The organism is Pantoea sp. X-Soil-ISGK-275 (genome assembly GCF_059730795.1).
Genome location: NZ_AP035976.1, coordinates 1,893,232 through 1,915,581, shown reverse-complemented (window position 1 = coordinate 1,915,581; position 22,350 = coordinate 1,893,232). Strand labels below are relative to the sequence as shown.

Annotated in this window: 26 protein-coding genes; 13 read left to right on the top strand and 13 right to left on the bottom strand. The window is 54.6% G+C overall.

Going from position 1 to position 22,350, the window contains the following annotated elements:
- Positions 1-92 precede the first annotated feature (92 nt).
- Positions 93-698: a glutathione transferase GstA gene (gene gstA / locus AC6I8A_RS08965; protein WP_265297405.1), complete on the top strand. Its 606-nt coding sequence runs from the start codon at positions 93-95 to the stop codon at positions 696-698.
- A gap of 71 nt (positions 699-769) precedes the next feature.
- Here gstA and pdxY read toward each other — a convergent pair whose 3' ends face one another.
- The 5 genes from pdxY to anmK form a co-directional block, all read right to left on the bottom strand.
- Positions 770-1,630 (bottom strand): pyridoxal kinase PdxY, encoded by an 861-nt coding sequence (gene pdxY / locus AC6I8A_RS08960; protein WP_256696345.1) that lies wholly within the window; start codon positions 1,628-1,630, stop codon positions 770-772.
- A 56-nt stretch (positions 1,631-1,686) separates the two neighbouring features.
- Positions 1,687-2,961, bottom strand: coding sequence for a tyrosine--tRNA ligase (gene tyrS, locus AC6I8A_RS08955; protein WP_154194163.1), 1,275 nt, complete (start codon positions 2,959-2,961; stop codon positions 1,687-1,689).
- 139 nt (positions 2,962-3,100) lie between these two features.
- Positions 3,101-3,757: a pyridoxamine 5'-phosphate oxidase gene (gene pdxH, locus AC6I8A_RS08950; protein WP_176971533.1), complete on the bottom strand. Its 657-nt coding sequence runs from the start codon at positions 3,755-3,757 to the stop codon at positions 3,101-3,103.
- A 22-nt stretch (positions 3,758-3,779) separates the two neighbouring features.
- Complete coding sequence (locus tag AC6I8A_RS08945) at positions 3,780-4,109, bottom strand: MliC family protein (protein ID WP_256696344.1); 330 nt, start codon at positions 4,107-4,109, stop codon at positions 3,780-3,782.
- A gap of 9 nt (positions 4,110-4,118) precedes the next feature.
- The gene (anmK, locus tag AC6I8A_RS08940; protein ID WP_497818327.1) at positions 4,119-5,240 is read right to left on the bottom strand and encodes an anhydro-N-acetylmuramic acid kinase; all 1,122 of its coding nucleotides are present in this window, start codon (positions 5,238-5,240) and stop codon (positions 4,119-4,121) included.
- A 275-nt stretch (positions 5,241-5,515) separates the two neighbouring features.
- Between anmK and slyB the strand changes: the two genes are divergently transcribed.
- Positions 5,516-5,983 carry an outer membrane lipoprotein SlyB gene (gene slyB, locus AC6I8A_RS08935; protein WP_008110282.1) on the top strand — a complete coding sequence of 156 codons (468 nt, stop codon included), beginning with the start codon at positions 5,516-5,518 and terminating at the stop codon, positions 5,981-5,983.
- Between the two features lie 40 nt (positions 5,984-6,023).
- Here slyB and slyA read toward each other — a convergent pair whose 3' ends face one another.
- Positions 6,024-6,461, bottom strand: a complete 438-nt coding sequence (slyA, locus tag AC6I8A_RS08930) for a transcriptional regulator SlyA (protein WP_007892783.1) — start codon at positions 6,459-6,461, stop codon at positions 6,024-6,026.
- A gap of 151 nt (positions 6,462-6,612) precedes the next feature.
- Here slyA and AC6I8A_RS08925 point away from each other — a divergent pair, with 151 nt between their 5' ends.
- Genes AC6I8A_RS08925 through AC6I8A_RS08915 form a run of 3 tightly spaced genes read left to right on the top strand, consistent with a single transcriptional unit; the run spans position 6,613 to position 9,721 of the window.
- Positions 6,613-6,849 carry a DUF1656 domain-containing protein gene (locus AC6I8A_RS08925; RefSeq protein ID WP_008110284.1) on the top strand — a complete coding sequence of 79 codons (237 nt, stop codon included), beginning with the start codon at positions 6,613-6,615 and terminating at the stop codon, positions 6,847-6,849.
- A 6-nt stretch (positions 6,850-6,855) separates the two neighbouring features.
- The gene (locus AC6I8A_RS08920; RefSeq protein ID WP_293794549.1) at positions 6,856-7,713 is read left to right on the top strand and encodes an efflux RND transporter periplasmic adaptor subunit; all 858 of its coding nucleotides are present in this window, start codon (positions 6,856-6,858) and stop codon (positions 7,711-7,713) included.
- 7 nt (positions 7,714-7,720) lie between these two features.
- Positions 7,721-9,721: an FUSC family protein gene (locus AC6I8A_RS08915; RefSeq protein ID WP_497818326.1), complete on the top strand. Its 2,001-nt coding sequence runs from the start codon at positions 7,721-7,723 to the stop codon at positions 9,719-9,721.
- On the opposite strand, the gene AC6I8A_RS08910 is transcribed toward AC6I8A_RS08915, so the two are convergent.
- From AC6I8A_RS08910 to AC6I8A_RS08895, 4 genes are all read right to left on the bottom strand, one after another.
- On the bottom strand, positions 9,722-10,189 hold the full coding sequence (locus AC6I8A_RS08910; RefSeq protein ID WP_256696339.1) for a hypothetical protein: 468 nt from the start codon (positions 10,187-10,189) through the stop codon (positions 9,722-9,724).
- Positions 10,190-10,319: 130 nt separating this feature from the next.
- Positions 10,320-10,838: a superoxide dismutase [Cu-Zn] SodC gene (gene sodC / locus AC6I8A_RS08905; RefSeq protein WP_256696338.1), complete on the bottom strand. Its 519-nt coding sequence runs from the start codon at positions 10,836-10,838 to the stop codon at positions 10,320-10,322.
- An 80-nt stretch (positions 10,839-10,918) separates the two neighbouring features.
- Complete coding sequence (locus AC6I8A_RS08900; protein ID WP_008110294.1) at positions 10,919-11,815, bottom strand: aldo/keto reductase; 897 nt, start codon at positions 11,813-11,815, stop codon at positions 10,919-10,921.
- Between the two features lie 71 nt (positions 11,816-11,886).
- A complete protein-coding gene (locus tag AC6I8A_RS08895; RefSeq protein WP_008110296.1) occupies positions 11,887-12,126 on the bottom strand; it encodes a DUF1289 domain-containing protein in 240 nt (79 codons plus the stop codon).
- Between the two features lie 228 nt (positions 12,127-12,354).
- Between AC6I8A_RS08895 and eptA the strand changes: the two genes are divergently transcribed.
- From eptA to rnt, 5 genes are all read left to right on the top strand, one after another.
- Positions 12,355-13,992: a phosphoethanolamine transferase EptA gene (gene eptA / locus AC6I8A_RS08890; protein WP_497818325.1), complete on the top strand. Its 1,638-nt coding sequence runs from the start codon at positions 12,355-12,357 to the stop codon at positions 13,990-13,992.
- A 39-nt stretch (positions 13,993-14,031) separates the two neighbouring features.
- Positions 14,032-14,628, top strand: coding sequence for a TetR/AcrR family transcriptional regulator (locus AC6I8A_RS08885; RefSeq protein ID WP_256696335.1), 597 nt, complete (start codon positions 14,032-14,034; stop codon positions 14,626-14,628).
- A 52-nt stretch (positions 14,629-14,680) separates the two neighbouring features.
- Complete coding sequence (locus AC6I8A_RS08880) at positions 14,681-15,778, top strand: alkene reductase (protein WP_256696334.1); 1,098 nt, start codon at positions 14,681-14,683, stop codon at positions 15,776-15,778.
- 101 nt (positions 15,779-15,879) lie between these two features.
- Positions 15,880-16,287, top strand: coding sequence for a lactoylglutathione lyase (gloA, locus tag AC6I8A_RS08875; RefSeq protein ID WP_007892766.1), 408 nt, complete (start codon positions 15,880-15,882; stop codon positions 16,285-16,287).
- Positions 16,288-16,394: 107 nt separating this feature from the next.
- Positions 16,395-17,063 (top strand): ribonuclease T, encoded by a 669-nt coding sequence (gene rnt, locus AC6I8A_RS08870; protein ID WP_101764547.1) that lies wholly within the window; start codon positions 16,395-16,397, stop codon positions 17,061-17,063.
- 35 nt (positions 17,064-17,098) lie between these two features.
- Here the strand turns inward: rnt and AC6I8A_RS08865 are convergent, their stop codons facing one another.
- Complete coding sequence (locus tag AC6I8A_RS08865) at positions 17,099-17,434, bottom strand: Grx4 family monothiol glutaredoxin (RefSeq protein ID WP_175501675.1); 336 nt, start codon at positions 17,432-17,434, stop codon at positions 17,099-17,101.
- A gap of 364 nt (positions 17,435-17,798) precedes the next feature.
- Here AC6I8A_RS08865 and AC6I8A_RS08860 point away from each other — a divergent pair, with 364 nt between their 5' ends.
- Positions 17,799-18,590 carry a C40 family peptidase gene (locus AC6I8A_RS08860; protein WP_256696333.1) on the top strand — a complete coding sequence of 264 codons (792 nt, stop codon included), beginning with the start codon at positions 17,799-17,801 and terminating at the stop codon, positions 18,588-18,590.
- A 56-nt stretch (positions 18,591-18,646) separates the two neighbouring features.
- Here the strand turns inward: AC6I8A_RS08860 and cydH are convergent, their stop codons facing one another.
- Positions 18,647-18,736, bottom strand: a complete 90-nt coding sequence (cydH, locus tag AC6I8A_RS08855) for a cytochrome bd-I oxidase subunit CydH (protein WP_007892756.1) — start codon at positions 18,734-18,736, stop codon at positions 18,647-18,649.
- A gap of 274 nt (positions 18,737-19,010) precedes the next feature.
- On the opposite strand from cydH, the gene purR reads away from it, so the two are divergent.
- A complete protein-coding gene (purR, locus tag AC6I8A_RS08850; RefSeq protein WP_256696332.1) occupies positions 19,011-20,036 on the top strand; it encodes an HTH-type transcriptional repressor PurR in 1,026 nt (341 codons plus the stop codon).
- On the opposite strand, the gene punR is transcribed toward purR, so the two are convergent.
- A complete protein-coding gene (gene punR, locus AC6I8A_RS08845) occupies positions 20,033-20,944 on the bottom strand; it encodes a DNA-binding transcriptional activator PunR (protein WP_497818324.1) in 912 nt (303 codons plus the stop codon). The two genes, purR and punR, sit on opposite strands and share 4 nt — an antisense overlap.
- A gap of 110 nt (positions 20,945-21,054) precedes the next feature.
- On the opposite strand from punR, the gene punC reads away from it, so the two are divergent.
- The gene (gene punC, locus AC6I8A_RS08840; protein WP_265296909.1) at positions 21,055-22,257 is read left to right on the top strand and encodes a purine nucleoside transporter PunC; all 1,203 of its coding nucleotides are present in this window, start codon (positions 21,055-21,057) and stop codon (positions 22,255-22,257) included.
- Positions 22,258-22,350 lie beyond the last annotated feature (93 nt).

The following is a 22,350-nucleotide window of genomic DNA, read 5'->3' as shown; positions in this document are numbered from 1 at the left end:
CGGTGACCGCAATTCCTGATCGCTGTCACTGGCAAAAATCCCTGGCAGACTTATGCTGCTTCGATCACCACAACACTCAAGGAGAAGCCATGATGAAACTCTATTGTAAGCCCGGTGCCTGTTCGCTATCACCGCATATTGTCGCGCTGGAATGCGGACTGGACTTTACCCAAGTGAACGTGGACCTGCAGAAGAAAGTGACCGAGCAAGGAGAAGATTACTGGCAGATTAACCCGAAAGGACAAGTGCCGGCGCTGCAGTTTGATGATGGCAGCATCCTGACAGAAGGCGTGGCGATTGTGCAGTATCTGGCGGATCTCAAGCCGGATCGCAACCTGCTGGCCCCGACCGGCAGCCTGACGCGCTATCACACGCTGGAGTGGTTAAGTTATGTCAGCAGCGAACTGCACAAGGGTTTTAGCCCGCTGTTCCGTCCTGATACGCCAGAAGAGTACAAAGCCATTGCGCGCGCGCAGCTGGAGAAGAAATATCAGCAGGTGAATGAGGCGTTGCAGGATAAGCAGTGGCTGCTGGGATTACGCTTTACCGTTGCCGATGTGTATCTGTTCGTAGTGACGCGCTGGGCTAAAGCCATCAAGCTGGATTTAGCGGGACTGGATGCGCTGGAAGAATGGTTTAGCCGGGTTGCGGAACGTCCAGCGGTGCAGGCGGCGTTGAAGGCGGAGGGTTTGGTTTAATACTGTCGTAGGGTCGCCATTCATGGCGACCTGGATTGCAGGTGCGCATTCATGCGCACCTAACAAGGAATTTACAGCTTTTCTGCCGCGAAATGCTGCGTCGGTTTGGCAATTGCATCCTGCGCGGCCACCAACTGCAATTCGTACTCGCCCATTTCGTGAGTTTTCAGCATCACTTCATACACCGCCGCCGTGATGTGCTCCAGCGCATCCTTTAACGACTTACCGTGCAGTAGATCGACCAGCAGCAGGCCGCTGGTGAGATCGCCCACGCCAACCGGCTGACGCACGCCAAAGTCCACCAGCGGACGGCTGATGTGCCAGCACTCATCGGCGGTCACCAGCAACATCTCAAAGCGGTCGCTGCGGCGTCCGGCACGCGCCAGATGTTTTACCAGCACCACTTTCGGGCCTTTGCTAATCAGTTCTCGTGCCGCCACCACCGCTTGTTCCACGTTGGCCACTTCATGCCCGCTGAGCATCTCCAGCTCCAGCAGGTTCGGCGCGATGATGTCGCTGGCGGGCAACGCCATTTTGCAGTGAAACTCCGCCACGCCCGGCGCCACGATGCAGCCTTTTTCCGGATGGCCCATCACCGGATCGCAGAAGAACCATGCGTTCGGGTTGGCTTCTTTCACCAGGCGCACGATCTCCAGAATCTGTTCGCCCTGCTCCGCCGATCCCAAATAGCCACTTAATACCGCATCACAGGTCTTCAGGCGGTCCACCGCCGCAATGCCTTTAACGATGTCGGTCAAATGTGTGGCGGGCATCACGGTGCCGGTCCAGTGACCATATTGGGTGTGATTAGAAAATTGCACGGTATTCAGCGGCCAAACGTTTGCGCCCATGCGGCGCATCGGGAATTCGGCAGCGCTGTTACCGGCGTGTCCGTAAACAACGTGAGATTGAATTGCGAGAATATTTTTCATTTTGCCCTGTACTGCTGTCTTGCCATAAAAAAGGGCCGGAAGCCGGCCCTGAACGCTTACTGCCAGTTAATCAGGCAGTAATGTTTTTTACCGCGACGCAACAACGTGAAACGTCCAAACAGTTTATCGCTGTCGCTGAAACGATACTCCGCATCTGACTGTTTTTCGCCATTCAGCGAGACCGCGTTAGAACCGATCATGGTGCGCGCCTGGCCGCGTGATGGCACCAGCTCAGCCGCCACCAGCGCCTGCTGCAAGTCGTCTTCTGCCGTCAGCGTGATGGTGGGCATGCCGTCCTGCGCCAGCTGCTCGAAGTCGGCTTCGGTCATCGCGCTGAGGCTGCCGGAGAACAGGCTCTCGGTGATGCGTTTTGCCGCCGTTAAGCCGCTTTCGCCGTGCACCAGACGTGTCACCTGCTCAGCCAGCACGTACTGCGCGCGTGGCGCTTTGCCGCTGTTTTTGTCTTCTTCTTCCAGCGCATTAATCTCTTCAATGCTCATGAAGGTGAAGAACTTTAGGAAACGATATACGTCTGCATCCGCCGTGTTGATCCAGAACTGGTAGAACTTGTACGGACTGGTTTTCTTCGCATCCAGCCACACCGCGCCACCTTCGGTTTTACCGAATTTGGTGCCGTCAGATTTGGTGATCAGCGGTACGGTCAATCCCCACGCCTGCTGCTGATGCAGGCGACGCGTCAGATCGATACCGGAGGTAATGTTGCCCCACTGATCGGAACCGCCAATCTGCAGCACCACATCGTGACGTTTGTTCAGCTCTGCAAAGTCATAACCCTGCAGCAGGTTGTAGGAGAACTCGGTGTAGGAGATGCCCTGATCTTCGCGGTTCAAACGCTGCTTCACCGCTTCGCGGTTGATCATCTGATTGACGGAGAAGTGCTTACCGATGTCACGCAGGAAGGTCAGCACGTTCATGCCGCCAAACCAGTCGTAGTTGTTCGCGGCAATCGCGCTGTTGTCGCCGCAATCGAAGCTCAGGAAAGGTGCGACCTGGTTGCGGATCTTATCGACCCACTCGCCAACGGTTTCAGCGGTGTTAAGTTTACGTTCTGCTGCTTTAAAGCTGGGATCGCCAATCAGACCGGTGGCACCACCCACCAGCGCAACCGGCTTGTGTCCGGCATCCTGAAAACGCTTCAGGCAGAGCAGCGGCACCAGATGGCCCAAATGCAAGCTATCAGCGGTAGGATCGAAGCCGCAATAGAGTGCAATTGGCCCTTGCGCCAGTCGCTCTGCTAACGCTTCTTCATCCGTTACCTGGGCGACTAAGCCCCTTTCTTGCAATTGTTGTATCAGGTTACTGCTGGTCATCACTGACTCCAAATTGATCAGACTGCACCTAGGCTGGTACACAGCTTTCCGCCGACGTGCGGAGACGAAAAAAAAGAGGGCTATAGCATAAAGCGCTGACGCCAACTGCGCCAGCGTTGAAAGGGGATAAAACGCAGTTTTACGGGGCTAAACGGTCAATCGACCAGCCATTGTCATTACGCTGGTAGAGGAAGCGATCGTGCAGGCGATGTTCGCCGCCCTGCCAGAACTCCACGGTGTGGAATTTGACGCGGTAACCGCCCCAGAAACTCGGCAGCGGCACGTCACCCTGCTGGAATTTCTGCTTAAGCTCGAGGAACTTGCCTTCCAGCACGCCGCGCGCAGAAATGCGGCTCGACTGCTTCGACACCCACGCACCAATCTGGCTATCACGCGGGCGACTGCTGAAGTACTTCAGCACCTCGAGGGGCGACAGTTTTTCCACCTCGCCCAGCACCATCACCTGACGCTCCAGGAAATGCCACGGGAAGTGTAGCGAAATACGCGGATTCTCTGCCAGCTGCAGCGCCTTGCGGCTGCCGAGGTTGGTATAGAACACCATGCCTTGCTCGTCGTAGTGCTTGAGCAGCACGATGCGCTGATAAGGCTGGCCGCTGCTGTCAACGGTGGCCACCGTCATCGCCGTTGGATCCGGCAACTGCGCGGTGCAGGCTTGCTGCAGCCACTGCTCAAACAGCGCCAGGGGATTATCGGGCAGATCTTTACGTCGCAGCCCGCCGCGGGTGTATTCACGACGCAGATGGGCAATATTTTGCAAGCTGTCACTGTCGCTCATGCTGTTTCTCTTTCTCTGACGTTTACTGAGCGGAGGTATCCGCGTTCTGCAATTCACAATCATTAATCACGATTTTGTTATTACGTTCAACAAAAGCGCCATTGCCTTTTGACCAGAAGACGTAAGTACCGTCGCTGTAGCGCGCGCCAGAGGCCGAGACCGTTTGTGTCAGCGTTAGCGGCTTGCCATCCAGAATAAAACTCACCTGCTGCTTCGCATTATCCTGGGTGACCGTCAGCGGCAAGGTGCCGCACTGATAGCGCAGCTGTTGTGGAGTCTCTTGCTGTTTATGCATCATGCCGCAGCCACTCAAGATCGCCACGCTACTCAGCACCATAATTGTTTTTTTCATCTTCACCTCTTAACGAATAGGTCGGGGATTGGCCGGAAAAATCGCGCCCAATACACTCATCTCCCGCGCACCGGTTACCGCTGGCAGGTTGCCCGGTAAGCCATTTAATGTACGAAACGCCAGCCAGGCAAAGGCCAGCGCTTCCATATCATCCCCGCTGATGCCCGCTTCGTCGGTGGTACCCACTTCAGTACCCGACAGATGCGTGGCGAGGCGCGCCATCAGCAGCGGATTTCGGCTGCCTCCGCCACACACCAACAGACGATCGCAACCGTCGTTGAGTTGAACCTGCTGCGCTATGGTCAACGCCGTCAGCTCAGTCAACGTGGCTTGCACATCTTGTGGTGCCAGCGCCGGGAAACGCTGCAACTGCTGCTCAATCCAGCTGAGATTGAAATATTCGCGTCCGGTGCTTTTTGGCGGCGGCAGCGCAAACCAAGGATCGCCTAGCATTAACTCCAACAGCGCCGGAACCACCTGACCGCTGCGCGCCCAGCCGGCATCTTTATCGTAAGGCAAACCTTTGTTGCGCCAAATCCACGCATCGATCAGCATATTGCCCGGACCGGTATCAAAACCGCGTACCGGCTGGCCGGGAATTAATAGCGACAGATTGGCGATGCCGCCGATGTTTAGCACCATGCGGCGCTCGACGCTGTCCATTAACAGCGCCTGATGGAAGGCCGGCACCAAGGGCGCGCCCTGCCCGCCGAGCGCCATATCGCGGCGACGAAAATCACCGATCACCGTCACGCCGGTGGCCGCTGCGATCTGGTTGTTATCGCCAATTTGCAGCGTATTGGGCGCATCACTTTGCGGCTCATGCCACACCGTTTGACCGTGGCAGCCAATCGCCATAATGTCGCTGGCTTCCAGCGACTGCTGGTGCATCAAGGTCAATACCGCCTCGGCGAACAGTTTGCCAAGCCGCGTGTCCAGCTGCCCGAGCTGCGATAGCGTCAAGGATTGTCCCTGACAAATGGCCAACACCTGCTGGCGTAATTCCTGCGGAATGGGATGACAATAGCTGGCCTGCTGCGCCACCATTTGCCCATCAATGGCCGCCAGTACCACGTCCACGCCATCAAGGCTGGTGCCGGACATCACGCCAATATAGCGTCCTGATTTCATAGCGGTTCACTCCCTTAACATCATCTGGCTTAAGCCTGGCAAATTACCGGGGCTAATTCTATGATAAAATTCCGCTTTTCAGCGTCACTGCGCAGTCTGTTCCAGCTCAGAAATATTTTCTGCAAGTAATTGAATTTTTGTTGATGGGAGACGGTCTATGCTTCGCCCCAGCCGCGTATTATACGGACTTAGAGTCATTTGCCAGTTTTCTGTCTTATACTCTGTGCAGTACAGGATGAGAAATATGGCGTTTATTTGCATTAAGGAGCGTTCTGATGATTAAGCGTTTTGTAGCCGTGGCGTTGACCGGCTTAACTCTGGCAGGTTGTGCCAACGACAGCACCCTTTCCGGTGACGTTTACAGCGCCAGTGAAGCTAAACAAGTACAAAGTGTTTCCTACGGCACGCTGGTTTCGGTTCGTCCGGTGAAAATCCAGGGCGGCGATGAAAACAACGTGATTGGCGCAATTGGTGGTGCGGTGCTGGGTGGTTTCCTCGGTAACACCATTGGCGGCGGCAGCGGTCGCAGTCTGGCAACCGCAGGCGGTGCGGTACTCGGTGGCGTAGCCGGTCAGGGCGTGCAGGGTGCGGTTAACAAATCTGACGGTGTCGAGCTGGAAATCCGCAAGGATGATGGCAACACCATCATGGTGGTGCAGAAACAAGCTGCCACCCGTTACTCGGTTGGCCAGCGCGTCGTGATGGCGTCAAACGGCAGCCAGGTTACCGTTTCGCCACGTTAAGCGAGTAGATAAAAAAAACCGACGCCAGGCGTCGGTTTTTTTATTTCTCGCGGTTGTGAAACTCGAGAATATTTTTTTCCAGCCGCGCAATCAGCGTCACCATCTGATTAATCTCTTCCAGGCTGATGCCGGAAAGAATGTCATCGCGCGTGGCATCAATCACATTCTCAACCTGCTCGATGATCGGCTCAGCCTGTTTGGTCAGCTTGATGCGCTTGGCACGGCGATCGTTGGCGCAGGTCGCGCGGGTGATTAATCCCTTCTCTTCCAGCTGATCCAGCGTGCGCACCAGTGAAGGCTGCTCAATGCCAATGGCTTTTGCCAGCTGAATCTGAGACTGCTCTGGCGGGAGTTGATGAATATTGTGTAGCGTCACCCAGTGTGTTTGTGTCAACTCAAGCGGTTTTAAACGCTGATCGATTAACGCGCGCCAAATGCGCACCAGGCGAGACAGATCGGTTCCCAAGGGCGTATCCATTGCATCTCCTTATAATTAGCTTGCTAGCTATTAAGCCAGATTTTACACTATTCTGCGAGTTTACCTGGCAAATTACAAATACCAGGCCTGCATATACGCTTGCCGTCTACGCTCTATTAAGATGATTCCCGGTCAAAAAGGATGATGACACGTGTCCCTTACCGCTTTTTCCCCCAGCGCCCCGCTTACCGACCTGGTGTTCGGTGCGTCGCTGTTTTTCCCGCCGCTGTTTAAAGCGGTGTTACTCGGATTCTTTTTCTGGTTGTTGATTCACCCGCTGATACGCGGCTGGATCTACTCCGGCGATGTCTGGCATCCCACCTTAATGGACCTTTCCCTGTTTGTATTGTGCGTCGCTGGCGCATTGTGGTTACTGAGCCTCGGATAAATCACTATGAAATTCAACCCTTTTAAGTATTTTTCAACTGTAGTGATCTTTGCGCTGGCCCTGCTTGCCGGATGGTGGATGTGGAATTACTACATGCAATCGCCGTGGACGCGGGATGGCAAAGTGCGCGCCGAGCTGGTGGATATCACGCCGGAGGTGTCCGGGCGCATCATCGCTCTGGAGGTGCGTGACAATCAGTTCGTGCATAAAGGTGACGTGCTGCTCAAGCTTGATCCGGTGCCGTGGCAAATTGCGCAGGCCAACGCCGAAGCGCAGCTAGCCAAAGCGCAGGCCGACCTGGCAAAAGCGCAGCATGAAGCCAATCGCCGCGCCAGCCTGCCGCGCAACGTCATTTCAGCGGAAGATATGGACGCCGCGCGCTTAACCGCCAATGCCGCTGCATCAACGGCGAAAGCGGCGCAGGCCAGCCTCGATCAGGCGCGCTGGAACCTCGATCAAACCACCCTTACCGCGCCCACCGATGGCTGGATCAGCAACCTGACGCTACGCACCGGCAACTATGCCAGCGCCGGTACGCCGCTGTTTGCGCTGGTCGACAGCCACTCTTACTACGTGATGGGCTATTTCGAAGAGACCAAGCTGCGCCATATTCAACCCGGCGCTGCGGCGCAGATTGTGTTGTACAGCAACGGTGCGCGTTTGCAGGGCAAAGTGGAGAGTATCGGACGCGCCATTTACGATCAAAGCGTCGCCAGCGATGGCGGTTTGGTGCCGGATATCAAGCCTAACGTGCCCTGGGTGCGTCTGGCGCAGCGCGTGCCTGTGCGCATTCGCTTGGATGCGTTGCCGGAAAGCGTGCCGCTAGTGGCGGGCACCACCTGCACCATCTCGATCGCGCACTGAGGCTGTGATGAATTTTCAGTGGCTGGCCTGGCAAAATCTGCCGTGGATAAAAGCAAGCTGGGCCGAGTGGCGCTACGCGCTGCGTAATGGCATTGCGATGTGTCTCGCCTTGACCATCGCCTATGCGCTGCAACTCGACGAACCCTACTGGGCCATGACATCGGCGGCGGTGGTGAGTTTTCCCACCGTCGGCGGTGCCATCAGTAAAAGTCTGGGCCGCATCGTTGGCAGTTTGCTCGGTGCCAGCGCCGCGCTGCTGATTGCCGGACACACGCTAAACGAGCCCTGGCTGTTTGCCTTTTTCATGGCCGGTTGGCTGGCGTTCTGCACCTGGATCGCCAATCACTACCAAAACAATGTGGCCTACGCGTTTTCGCTGGCGGGATATACCGCCGCCATCATTGCCTTTAGCAGCGTCAACATCACCGATGTCACTCAGCTATGGGATATTGCCCAAGCGCGCGTGTGCGAAGTGATCTCCGGCATTCTTTGCGCCGGATTGATGATGATGATTCTGCCCAGCACCTCGGATGGCAACGCGCTGATGAGTTCACTGCGTCAGATGCACGCGCGTTTGCTGGATCATGCGGTGTTATTACTGCAGCAAGGCAGCACCGATAACGTGCGCACCGCCCATGAAAATGTCATTAGCCAGATTCTCACCATGAACCTGCTGCGCATTCAGGCGTTTTGGAGCCACTATCGCTTCCGCCGCCAGAACAACGTGCTGAACTATGTGCTGCACCAGCAGCTGCGTCTGACCAGCGTGCTCTCCAGTCTGCGCCGCATGTTGCTGAACTGGCCGGATGCGCCACCCGAACTTTACGATGCCATGGCAAAACTGCTGCACGAATTGGCGCAGCCGCACTGCGACAAATACCGTCTGGCGCTGATTTTGCGCGGCATCACGCCATCAGCAACCGGTGATTACCGGCAACGCGCCTTTGTCCAGCGACTGCGCTATTTTTGCTGGGTCTATCTCAACGTCAATCGCTGGATTCGCCTGATTGAACGCGCCTATGCCGATACCCGTTTTCAACCGCCGTATGCGCCATCGCTGGCGCGCGAAAGCGACAGTGCAGAAGCCGGCTGGAGCGCACTGCGTACTTTTAGTGTCATCATGCTGGGCTGCGCCTTTTGGATCACCACGCAATGGGATTCCGGTGCCGCCGCCCTGACGCTCACCGCCATCGCGTGCGTGTTGTACTCTTCCGCGCCTTCGCCCAGCGGCAGCGTCTCGCTGTTACTCAAAACCTTGCTGTGGCTGTCGCTGTTTAGTTTTGTGCTGCAGTTTGGCTTGATGGTGCAAATCAGTGCGCTGTGGCAGTTTTTGCTGGTGCTTTTCCCGCTGTTACTCACCTTGCAGTTGTTCAAACTGCAGCAGAAGAAACGCGCGGGAATGTGGGGGCAATTCATTGTATTTATGGGATCCTTTATCGCCGTCACCAATCCGCCGGACTGGGATTATCAAAGCTTCCTCAATGACAATATCGCCAAGGTGTGCGGCGTACTGCTGGCGTGGCTGGCGTTTCAGGTGCTGCGTCCCAGTTCCGATGCGCGCCGCAGTCGTCGGCATATTCGCGCCCTGCGCCATGCGTTTCTTGATCAGCTACGCCGTCATCCGCGCCTGAGCGAAAGCCACTTTGAATCGCAGATTTATCATCATATTAGTCAGCTCAGTAACAGTCGTGACGAGCAGGCGCGCGTGTGGCTGCTGCGCTGGGGCGTGGTGCTACTCAACTGTTCCCACATTGTCTGGCAGCTGCGCGAATGGCAGCCAACGTCGGCTACGCTAGGGCAAATGCGCGACAGCAGCCTGCAGGATCTACAACGGATTATGAGCCTGCGCGGCGTGCATCACACCGCGTTGCAGGCCACGCTGGATGAGCTGGAAACTATGATTAACCAGCTGCAGCAGCAAGCGGAGAGCGAAGCCAATACGCTGGCGGGTATTTTGTGGCGCCTGCGCTGCTCACTCGCCCAGTTGGCGCAGGCGGTGCCAGATTGATTACTGACAATATTGCGTGGTCTGGCGATTAAAATCATCCTGCAACTGCTGCAGCGATTTCTGTCCTTCGAAGCGGGTTTTGTCCTGATCGGACATCGGTTCAATCACCAGCGCCTTCTCTTCTGAAGAGTAAACAAAGCGGCGATTTAGTTCGGTACCTGTAAAACTTTTACCGCGAATGCTCCCGCAAACGATCGTCATGGAATGACGATAGATCGCAGTAGTGATGAAATTTGTTTCACTTGCACTGCGAAGCACATTTTGGCATCCCCTGGTTTCCAGCTGCTTAAGAGTGCGTTGCGTTAACCATTCACGACCACGGGCGATATTTTCACAATCTGCACGTAGAGGATTGGTATCAATTGTCCACTGAAGCTGCCGACTCGCATCCAACCTTAATTGTGTATCATTGGGTTGATCGCATCCCACCAGCAATAAACATAACAACATCATCCCACGCGCTTTCATTCCCACCCCTGAAGGTTTTATACCTGAATCAATATCATAGGACGGAAAAACCGCTGAGAGTAGCCAGAAAATGGGTCAATTTTTTTCAAAGGAAGGAAATCAGGGCGACAAGCAGCTGCCGCCCAGGAGTTTAAATTACGCCGCAGGCAAAACGCGCCCCCCCGCCGCCGAGCGGTTGCGGATGGTCGGCATGATTATCGCCGCCCACATGCACCATCAAGGCTTTACCTTTGATTTCACTCAGGGATTTGATGCGTGGCGCAACCACCGGATAATTCGCCTTGCCATCTTCGGTTACAAACAGCGCGGGTAAGTCGCCAAGGTGACCATCGGCGTACGGACCAAGATGCTTGCCGGTTTTTTGCGGATCGAGATGTCCGCCCGCCGCACCGGCCGCCACCGTTTTACCGTCCGATTCGCCCGGTTCACAGCTGCCTTTAGCATGCACGTGGAAACCATGAATGCCCGGTTTAAGGCCGCTTAACGCTGGCGTAAATTGCACACCGTACGGCGTTTCGCTGATAGTGACTTTGCCAATTGCCGCCCCGATGCCTTGCGCGGTGGTTTCATGCAGCGTGACTTCTTCTGACGCCGCCTGCGCGCCTGCGGCGCAGGCCAGAGCCAGCATAACAATGAGGATTTTCTTCATAACGTCTCCTTACGGTTAGATTCCCTGTAAGCCTGGACTGCTTTCATCCAGGCTGCCGTAATTTGACGCAGCTTTACGCTTTAGGGCACATCGTAACCGATGGCGGCTTTGCGGATGCGGAACCATTGCTGGCGATCGAGGGTTAACTGGCATGCGCCAACCGCTTCTTTCACCCGTTCAATTTTGCCTGATCCAATAATTGGCAGCGGACGGCTTGGCAGCTTCATCACCCATGCATACACCACTTGCTCAATATTGCTGGCACCAATCTCCTGCTTCACCTGCTCCAGCTCATCGCGCAACGGCTGATAGTGCGGATCGTTAAACACGCGACCGCCGCCGAGGCAGGACCAGGCCATTGGGCGGATGCGGTTTTGCTGGCACTGATCAAGCGAGCCATCCAGCAGCGACGTTTGCTCCAGCGGGGAGATTTCCAGTTGATTAGTGACCAGACTGAATGGCAAACGCGATTGCAGCAGCGTGAACTGAGACGCGGTGAAGTTGGAGACGCCAAAATGGCGCACTTTGCCGCTCTGATGCAACGCCGTAAAGGCTTCGGCAATTTCATCCGCGTCCATCAACGGATCCGGACGATGAATCAGCAGCAAATCGAGGTAATCGGTATTGAAATGGCGCAGCGAATTCTCGGCGCTGTGCAGAATGTGGCTGGCTTCAGTGATGTAGTGACCAATACGGTGTTCAGGTTTAGCGCGCGTCGCAATGCCGCATTTAGTGACGATTTGCAGCTTCTCACGCAAACCTGGCGCCAGGCGCAGTGCTGCACCAAAGGCGGCTTCACATTGGTAATCGCCGTAGATGTCGGCGTGATCGACAGTGGTAATGCCCAGCGCTAAATGGTGCTCAATAAACTGCACCACTTGCTGCGGCGTCATGCCCCACTCCATTAAACGCCAGTAACCGGCAATCAGCGGTGAAAAGGACGGTCCCTGCGGTGCAATAGCCTGCGGTTGTAACATGGTTAAACTCCCTAAACACGATTCCAGATAACGAAAACGGGAGTATAACGAAAAGGCAGATCGTCGTTTTCTTAAAACAGTTCCGGTTGTTGTGGATCATGATCTTCATCGACTTTTTGCTGGCGCTGCAGGCGCAAAAAGCGTTGCCGGCACAAGCGCAGCACATCGCGCTTTTGCGCATCGCTGAATTTCATCCAGTTAAAGCGCTCTTCCCGGCTGCGTAAACAGCCACGACAATAGCCACGCGCGTCGCTCTGGCAAATGCCGCGACACGGGCTGGGAACGGGGAAGAACTCTAGTTGCTCGGCCACATGCACTCCGCAATTAACATCTCAAATCACATTGATAACAGCTTAATGACATTGAGCAAAGAGTATACGGGCATTGCGCATAATCAAGCCATCGCGGCATTTCGTTACGCCTGTTTACCAAAAAGCCAGCATTTAAAGGATTTGGATTGCTTACGTTTAATCTTCGTTAAGGTTTTCCTCATCTTGTCTTCATACGATTGTCACATTACCTCTTACCGTTGAGTTTTCATGAGATTCCCGATCACCTTTCAGTGCGGCACCAACGGATTTAACCTTATTGCCGCCCTGTTTTTCGCATTATTCATGAATGCCCTGTTCTTGCTGCGCGCCTGGGAAATGATCCCTTACGATCACTTCCACGATTATCTGTTCGCCGCCAGTATTCCGCTGGTGCTCGCCTCGGCTTTCTATTTTCTCTTCTCGCTAGCTGCCTGGCCTTATCTGCGCAAGCCGTTGCTGATTGCGCTGGTATTAGTCAGCGCCGCCGCCAATTACTTCATGCACAGTTTTGGCACGGTGATCGACACCAATATGATTCAAAACGTTTTTGAATCCGATCCGCAGGAAGCCGGCGCGCTGATCAGCAGTCGCTATCTACTCTGGATGCTGTTGATGGGAATGGTACCGGTGGTGCTGATTTGCGGCGTGCGCATCAATAGCGGCGCGCGCTGGTGGTGGAATCTGCTGCAACGCCTGACGGGCGCACTGGGCGCAATATTACTCATCTTGCTGATGGCGGCGCTGTTTTACAAAGATTACGCCTCGCTGATTCGCAACAATAAAAATCTGATCAAGATGATTACTCCGGCCAACGTGGTTAGCGGTACTGGCCACTATGTCGATCAACGCTATCTGCAAGGTAGTCAGGAACTGGTAAAAATTGGCGAGGATGCCCACAAAGGCCCATTAATCTCCGCAGCAACCAAGAAAACGCTGGTGGTGTTAGTGGTGGGTGAAACGGCGCGCGCCGAGAATTTTTCGCTGGGTGGTTACGCGCGTGACACAAATCCGCAACTGAAAAAACAGCAGGTGATTTACTATCCCAACGCCAGTTCCTGTGGCACAGAAACCGCCATTTCGGTGCCCTGCATGTTCTCCAATATGCCGCGCGTGCATTACGACGCGAATCTGGCGCATCATCAGGAAGGCGTGCTCGATATCCTGGCGCATGCCGGCGTGAGCGTGCTGTGGCGCGAAAACGATGGTGGCTGCAAAGGTGCCTGTGATCGCGTGCCGCACACCGACATGACGCAGTGGAACCTGCCGCAATATTGTCACGACGGGTTTTGCCAGGATGATGTGTTGCTGCATCGTATTGATAACTATGTTGATAGCCTGCATAACGACGGCATTATTGTGCTGCATCAAATGGGCAGCCACGGTCCAGCCTATTATCAGCGTTATCCGGCTGAGTTCCGCCGTTTTACGCCCACCTGCGACAGCAAACAGATTCAGGATTGCGATCATCAGGCATTGGTGAATACCTACGACAACTCGCTGCTGTATACCGACGCCATGCTGAGCCGCACCATCGATAAGCTCAAAGGCCTGAGCGATCGCTTCAATGTGGCGCTGGTTTATCTCTCCGATCACGGCGAATCGCTTGGCGAGCGCGGGATGTATCTGCACGGTGCGCCTTATATGTTTGCGCCCTCACAGCAAACTCACATTCCTCTGCTGATGTGGATGTCACCGGGATACGCGGCGGCGAATCACATCAATGAGGCCTGTTTGCGCCAGCAAGCCGCCGACGCAAAGGTGTCGCAAGATAATCTTTTCCATACGCTTTTAGGCATGTTCAACATCCAGACGCAGCAGTATCAATCGCAATTGGATATGAACAGATCGTGCCAAACCGCCGCCTGAGGGTTGCGCTAGACTGACTGGTCTAATAACCTGAGCCCCATGAACAAGACTCTGCAACGCAACGATACCCGTGAACACCTGCTTGCTATTGGCGAGCAGGTTTGTTTACAGCGCGGCTTTACCGGCATGGGTTTGATCGAGATGCTGGCGCTGGCGGAAGTCACTAAAGGCTCGTTCTACCACTATTTCGGTTCGAAAGAGGCCTTTGGCGTGGCGCTGATTGAGCGCTACTTTGCCCACTTCCAGCAACAGATTGATCAGCAGCTGAATCTGCCCGGTTTACCGCCGCGCGAACGCCTGTTAGCGCATTTCCGCTACGGCGAAAGGCTGTTTATCGAGCAAGGTCATATTGTTGGCTGCCTTGGCGTGAAATTGTCAGCCGAAGTGTGCGATCTCTCCGAACCCATGCGCGATGCCCTGCAACAGGGTGCCAATGCCATCATCGCTGCCTACACGCGCTGTTTGACTGAGGTCGCCGCTGAGCAGCCGCTGCCATTTAGTCAAACGCCGCAGCAGCTGGCGCAGCGCTGCTACTTGTTGTGGCTCGGAGCCAGTTTGCAGAGCAAGATTTCCCGAGTGCCGGGTCCGATTAGTCTGGCGCTCGACACCATCGAACAGTGGCTGATAAGCCACTGATTTTTTTAGAAATCGTCGTTACTAGACGACCGGTCTTCCTGGAGCAATCAATATGGCGAGTAAGCAGCTATTCTCCCCACTCAAAGTGGGCGCGATTACCGTACCGAACCGCATTTTCATGGCCCCGTTGACGCGTCTGCGCAGCATTGAGCCGGGCGATATCCCGACGCCGCTGATGGCTGAATATTATCAGCAGCGCGCCAGTGCCGGTTTAATCATCACCGAAGCCACCCAGATCTCTTTCCAGGCGAAAGGCTATGCCGGTGCGCCGGGCCTGCACACACAGCAGCAAATTGCCGCGTGGAAAATGATTAACGAAGGCATTCATGCCGCTAACGGTCACAGCGCCGTGCAGCTGTGGCACACCGGCCGCATCTCTCATAACAGCGTGCAGCCAGAAGGCAAAGCACCGGTCGCACCGACCGCGCTGGCGGCGGGTACGCGCACTTCTCTGCGCGCTGCGGATGGTTCGGTCTATCGTGAAGACACTTCAGCACCGCGCGAGCTGTCAGTGGCTGAAATTCAGCAAATCGTCAAAGATTTTGGTCAGGCCGCTGCCAATGCGCGCGAAGCCGACTTCGACCTGCTGGAGTTGCACTCAGCACACGGTTATCTGATGCATCAGTTCCTCGCACCCGGCTCAAACCAGCGTAGCGATGAGTACGGCGGTTCGATTGAGAGACGTGGCCGTTTCGCGCTGGAAGTGGTGGATGCGGCGATTGCTAACTGGTCTGCCGATCGTATCGGTATCCGCGTTTCGCCAATCGGTGCCTTCCAGAATCTGGAAAATGGCCCGGAAGAAGAGAAAGCAGCGTTGTGGTACATCGCCGAGTTGGGCAAGCGCGGCATCGCCTATCTGCACCTTTCTGAGCCAGACTGGGCGGGCGGACAGCCATACAGCGATGCATTCCGTGAGAAAGTGCGTGCGCTGTTCCCAGGCGTGATTATTGGTGCCGGTGCCTACACCGTTGAGAAAGCGGATGATCTGATTGCGCGCGGCCTGATTGACGCAGTGGCGTTTGGCCGCGACTTTATCGCTAACCCGGATCTGGTTGCTCGTTTGCAGCAAGATGCGCCACTCAATCCGCAGCGCCCTGAAAGCTTCTACGGCGGCGGCGCGGAAGGTTACACCGATTATCCCACCCTGTAAGAAAATGGCTGCCGCCTCGGATAGGCGGCAGCGTTGTTTCATCAGTGTGTATACTTAGTTGTCTTGTCATTCACTGATGACGTTTTAAAAAAGAGGATGTTATGCGTTTACTTCACACCATGTTACGCGTTGGCGATTTGCAACGTTCTATCGATTTCTACACCCGCGTGCTCGGCATGCGCGTGCTGCGTCAGAGCGAAAACACCGAGTACAAATACACGCTGGCATTCGTTGGCTACACCGAAGAGAGCGAAGGCGCGGTGATTGAGCTGACTTACAACTGGGGCGTGGATAAATACGATCTCGGCAACGCTTACGGCCATATCGCGCTGGGCGTGGACAACGTGGCTGACACCTGCGAACGCATTCGCAGCGCGGGCGGCAACGTAACGCGTGAAGCGGGCCCGGTAAAAGGCGGTTCTACCATTATTGCCTTTGTTGAAGATCCAGACGGCTACAAGATCGAACTGATTGAAAATAAACATGCCGGTCACGGCTTAGGCAACTAAGGTTGCTGGTCAGCCTGCTAATTGCAGGCTGACTTCCCTCTCCTGCTGCACCCTCCTGAGATTTTTGCCATAATGCGCGCTGCCCTATTTATTGCCATGAGATCCTGATGTCTGAATCGAACGCTTTAAACGCTCTCCACCAACGCTTCCGCGGTTTTTATCCTGTTGTGATCGATGTTGAAACCGCAGGTTTCAATGCACAAACCGATGCACTGCTGGAAATTGCAGCCACAACGCTGAAAATGGATGAAGACGGCTGGTTGCACCGCGATGAAACGCTGCACTTCCATGTGGAACCGTTTGAAGGCGCCATTCTGAATCCTGCTGCGCTGGCGTTTACCGGCATCGATCCCACCAATCCGCTGCGCGGTGCGGTTAGTGAATACGAAGCTCTGCATGCGATTTTTAAAATGGTGCGCAAAGGCACTAAAGATAGCGGCTGTAATCGCGCGATTATCGTGGCGCACAATGCCACTTTCGATCTCAACTTCGTGATGGCGGCCGCAGAGCGCGCCAGCCTGAAGCGCAACCCGTTCCACCCTTTTGCCACCTTTGATACCGCAGCGTTAAGCGGCTTAGTGCTGGGGCAAACCGTGCTGGCGAAAGCCTGTAAAGCGGCGGGAATGGAGTTTGATAGTACACAAGCGCATTCAGCCCTGTATGACACCGAGCAAACCGCGACGCTGTTCTGTGAGTTGGTGAACCGCTGGAAACGCCTGGGCGGCTGGCCGCTGGCTTTCAGTGAAGAATCTGCAGACGAGGCGTCTGCCGAGTAAGCAAAGAAAAGGCCGACATTTGTCGGCCTTCTGCATTATTCCGCTTCTTTATACTTCTCAGCGGTCTCTTTCAACAGTGGCTGAAGTTCGCCGCGCTGGAACATCTCAACGATGATGTCGCAGCCGCCGACCAGTTCGCCATCGACCCACAGCTGCGGGAAAGTTGGCCAGTTAGCGTATTTTGGCATTTCAGCGCGAATATCCGGGTTCTGCAGAATGTCCACGTATGCGAAACGCTCGCCACACGCAGAAAGCGCCTGCACGGCTTGCGCCGAGAAACCGCAGCTTGGCAGCTTCGGAGAACCTTTCATGTACAGCAGAATCGGGTTTTCTGCGATCTGACGCTGAATTTTTTCAACAGTACTCATTATTGCCTTCCTTAATCTTCTACTTCGTGTTTGTTTATTGTAGCGATTTCGCTCCCGGACTGAAAACGGGATTTTGCGTTTGCACTGGCGAATCGCCATGTTTGTTAAGTTAACGCATGACAAATAACATTTTCATATCATTAATTGGCATTAATAAATTAATAATTAGCAATAGTTTCGCTGCGTTAACCAGCTGAAATCGCTCATTTTTGCTACAGAATCAATCTGGTAACATATTAATGGAAAAAGGCCTTACCTTTTGGAAAAAAAGTGGATTAGAATTGCTTCGGCGCTGGTCACTTGATCAGATTTCTCTCACTTTGCCGCAGTCTGCTTTCATTCAGCCTGCTTAACCTGTAACCGGATTATGCGTCTACTAATTACGCTTTTCATACTGGCTTTCGCCCAACTGTTTTTTAATGTGGCTGCTGCATCTCCGCATGCGCCCGTTAATGCCAGTTCGCTTAAAGCAGAGAAAAAGAGCGCACGTGAAGACGAGCGCCGCAAACGACGCCCGGTGAAAACCACCACCAAAAAATCGCGCCTGACAGCTGTTCAAAAATTCAAACTCAAAAAACAGACCAAAACAGAAACCGCGCTGCACAAGACCACCAGCAAAAAATCCCCGCTGAAACTTTCTGCTAAGAAATACGGTCATCAACGTCTAGCGAAGAAAACACCTGAGATCGCCGTCGATGATGAAGCGTTAGCGCTGACCGGCATCAAAATGAGTAAGGCGCACCGCCAGCGTTATCAAAAGGCGCGTGAAACGGCGATGACCAAATTGATGGGCCAACTCGGCAAACCCTATCAATGGGGCGGTGCTTCGCCACATACCGGTTTCGACTGCAGCGGCTTAGTGTGGTACGCCTATAAAGATCTGGTGAAATTCAAACTGCCACGCACCGCTAATGAGATGTATCACCTGCGCGATGCGGCACCGATTAAACGTGAAATGCTCGAGAAAGGCGATTTGGTGTTCTTCCGCATCAATAATCGCGGCACTGCCGATCATGTGGGCGTGTATCTCGGCAACGGGAAATTCATTCAGTCGCCGCGTACCGGCAAAGATATTCAGATCAGCGCATTGGGTGAGGATTACTGGCAGAAACACTATGTGGGCGCGCGTCGCATGATGACGCCAAAAACTATTCGCTAGTTGTTGCGCAACAATCATAAAAAAGCCGGATGCTGTTCTCAGCTCCGGCTTTTTTGTTAATGCATGATCGCGGTAAAGCTGAAGGCGATAATCATCAAAAGTGCGCCAACAGTGGTCATTAGCGCCAGTTTCAGGTCGGTATTCATCACAACTCCTTAGTCACACAATTATTAGGGTTAAAGCGATTTTCGCACAGCAATGGGCAAAAATCTCGTGTTATACGCATCAGCTTGCTAGAATCGCCGCCTTTCGTTGCGCAACAGATTTTGCGCATGCTGTATCAACAGCGTGATGAAGTGATTTCGCCTGCTAAAACACACCGTTTTGCCCGCTTTTTTGGGCTGTAAAAGCATTAGCAGACGCAAACGTTTAACAATATACTTATCAGTAAGTTGCGATAAGCCCAGGAGTACCATTTTCATGGCAACAATTAAAGATGTCGCAAAACGCGCGGGTGTCTCAACCACCACGGTTTCGCATGTCATCAACAAAACGCGTTTCGTTGCGGAAGAGACGCGTAACGCCGTATGGGAAGCGATCAAAGAATTACACTACTCGCCGAGTGCCGTGGCGCGTAGTCTCAAAGTCAATCACACCAAAACCTTGGGTCTGCTGGCGACCTCCAGCGAAGCGCCCTACTTCGCTGAAATTATCGAAGCGGTGGAGAACCGGTGTTTCGAACGCGGCTATACGCTGATTCTCGGCAATGCGCACAACGATCTGCAAAAGCAGCGCGCTTACCTGTCGATGATGGCGCAAAAGCGCGTCGATGGATTGCTGGTGATGTGTTCGGAATATCCAGACGATTTGCTGCAGATGCTGGAAGAGAACCGCAATATCCCAATGGTGGTGATGGATTGGGGCGCGTCACGCGGTGATTTCACCGATACCGTGCAGGACAATGCGTTTCAGGGCGGCTATCTCGCCGGGCGTTATCTGATTGAACGTGGTCATCGCGATATCGGTGCCATTCCCGGCCAGATGGAGCGCAACACCGGCGGCGGACGTCACGCTGGCTTCCTGCAGGCGATGAGCGAAGCGGGCATCACGGTGCGTCCGGAATGGGTGGTTCAGGGCGACTTTGAACCTGAATCGGGCTATCAGGCGATGCAGCAGATTTTAAATCAGAAACAGCGTCCAACTGCGGTGTTCTGCGGCGGCGATATCATGGCGATGGGCGCGATTTGCGCTGCTGATGAGATGGGTTTGCGCGTGCCGCAGGATATCTCAGTCATTGGCTACGATAACGTGCGCAACGCGCGCTATTTCACTCCAGCGCTGACCACCGTGCATCAGCCAAAAGCCGAACTGGGTGAAAAAGCGCTGGAAATGCTGCTGGATCGCATCACCAGCAAGCGTGAAGATCCGCAAACCATCGAAGTCCAGCCAACGCTGATTGAACGCCGTTCGGTGGCGTACGGTCCATTCCGCGACTATCGTCGCTAAGCCGACACTTCGCTGAGCCATTCATGGTTCAGCGTTTCAGCATCCCCGAGATAAGCCAGTAACCACTCCAGCGCCGGTGACGCGCGCTGTTCTGACCAGCTGACGCAGCACGGACTGTCCGGAAAGGCCTGCGGCAGTGCCAGTTCCACCAGTTTATGGCTGTCCAGCAGCGGACGCGCCAGATGGCCCGGCACCATTCCAACGCACAATCCTGCCAGCAAACAATCCATCCCGGTTTCCCACTCCGGCACCACCAACCGCCGCTGATTATCCAGCGTCCACGTCATACGGCGCGGCAACGCACGCGAGGTATCTTCCAGCACCAGCGATGGCCACGCCCGTAATGTTTCATCATCCAGTTCCGTGCTGTTGACCAGCGGATGGTCGGGACTCACCACACAGCGCCAGTTCAGCGCGCCCATATCCTGAAAGGCAAAACGTCCACCCACCGGGATCGCCTGGGTCGCGCCAATCGCCACATCAACCCGGCCATCAGCCAACGCATCCCATACGCCGTTGAACACTTCGTAGCTGATAATCAGCTCCATATCGGGAAAATGGCGATAGAAATCCTTCACTAACTGCCGCGTGCGCTGCGGTTTAACAATGCAGTCAACCGCGATACTTAGCTCCCCGCGCCAGCCATTCGCCAGTTGCTGACACTGTCGACGGGTTGCCAGCATTTTTTTGATAACAGATCGTCCTTCACGTACAAAATGCTCCCCCGCCGGTGTCATCACCACTTCGCGGTGCTGACGCTCAAAAAGCGGCACCGCCAGCCAGCTTTCCAGCTGTCGCACGGTATAGCTGACGGCAGAAGGCACGCGATGCAGCTCCTGCGCGGCCGCACTAAAACTGCCGGTGCGCGCCACCGCATCTACCACTTCAAGCGCATATTCTGACCACATAATTTTGCCTTCAAAAAATTTAACAGCACTATGCAAATATTAGCGTTTCACAAAGCGCGTTGCATCCTTTTACACTCCCCGGCGTTCAACCTGCCCAAAAGAGAATCAACATGTTGTCGTCTAAAGCATTTATGCCTTATCTCGCCGTGCTCAGCATGCTCGGCTTTCTTGCCACGGATATGTATTTACCCGCCTTTGGCGATATGCAGCGTGATTTCGCTAGCGCACCTGGCACCATCAGCGCCAGCCTGAGTCTGTTTCTCGGCGGTTTCGCCTGTGCCCAGGTTTTTTGGGGGCCGCTGTCGGATCGTTACGGGCGTAAACCGATTTTGCTAGCGGGGTTAGCCATCTTCGCCCTTGGTTGTCTGGGGATGCTTTGGGTGACCGATGTGCGCCTGATGCTGGCACTGCGTTTTGTGCAGGCAATTGGTGTCTGTGCGGCTGCCGTAAGCTGGCAGGCGCTGGTGGTGGATCACTATCCAAAAGCCAAAGCCAATAAAGTGTTTGCCACGATTATGCCGCTGGTTGCGCTGTCTCCGGCGCTGGCACCGCTGCTCGGCGCCTGGCTTATCGGCCACTTCCACTGGCGCAGCATCTTTATCACACTAACGCTGGTTGCCGTGGTGCTACTGATCGGTACGCTGCAGTTAACCTCGCCTAAGCGCGAGAAAGTGGCGTCAGGTAAACAACCCGGCTGGTTGACCTTGCTGGGTACTCGCGTTTACAGCGGTAACGTCTTGATCTACTCGGCCTGTTCGGCGAGCTTTTTCGCCTGGCTGACGGGCTCACCTTTCATTCTCGCCGCTGCTGGCCTGACGCCGGGTGATATTGGCCTGAGCTATATTCCGCAGACCATTGCGTTTCTGATTGGTGGCTTTGGCTGCCGCACGCTGTTAAATCGCTATCAGGGCGCGCAACTGCTGCCGTGGTTGCTGGTGCTGTATAGCCTGAGCATCCTGAGTTTGTTTGTCATCGCCCTGATGCCATCAGCGCCGCTGTTTGTGCTGTTGATGCCTTTCTGCGGCATGGCGCTGGCCAATGGCGCGATCTATCCAATTGTGGTTGCCAGCGCATTAGCGCCCTTCCCGCATGCCACCGGTAAAGCCGCAGGATTACAGAACTTATTCCAGTTAGGATTGTGCTTTGTAGCCAGCCTGCTGGTCTCCGCCGGCCTTGAACAGGCGCTGTTCAACACCACGTTAGTGATGGTCGCTACTGTGGTACTGGCGTGGGTGGGCTTTGTCTGCCAGCGAACGGTAAACGCACAAAGTGATATTGCCCACACTTCCCGTCCCTGCGAAGATAATCTCTAAGCCAGCGCTTTTCGTTAGCAAACTAACGATAACCCGTTGAATATTGACCCACGTGAGCATATACTCAGTGGGTCAGTAATTCTGTATTAAATC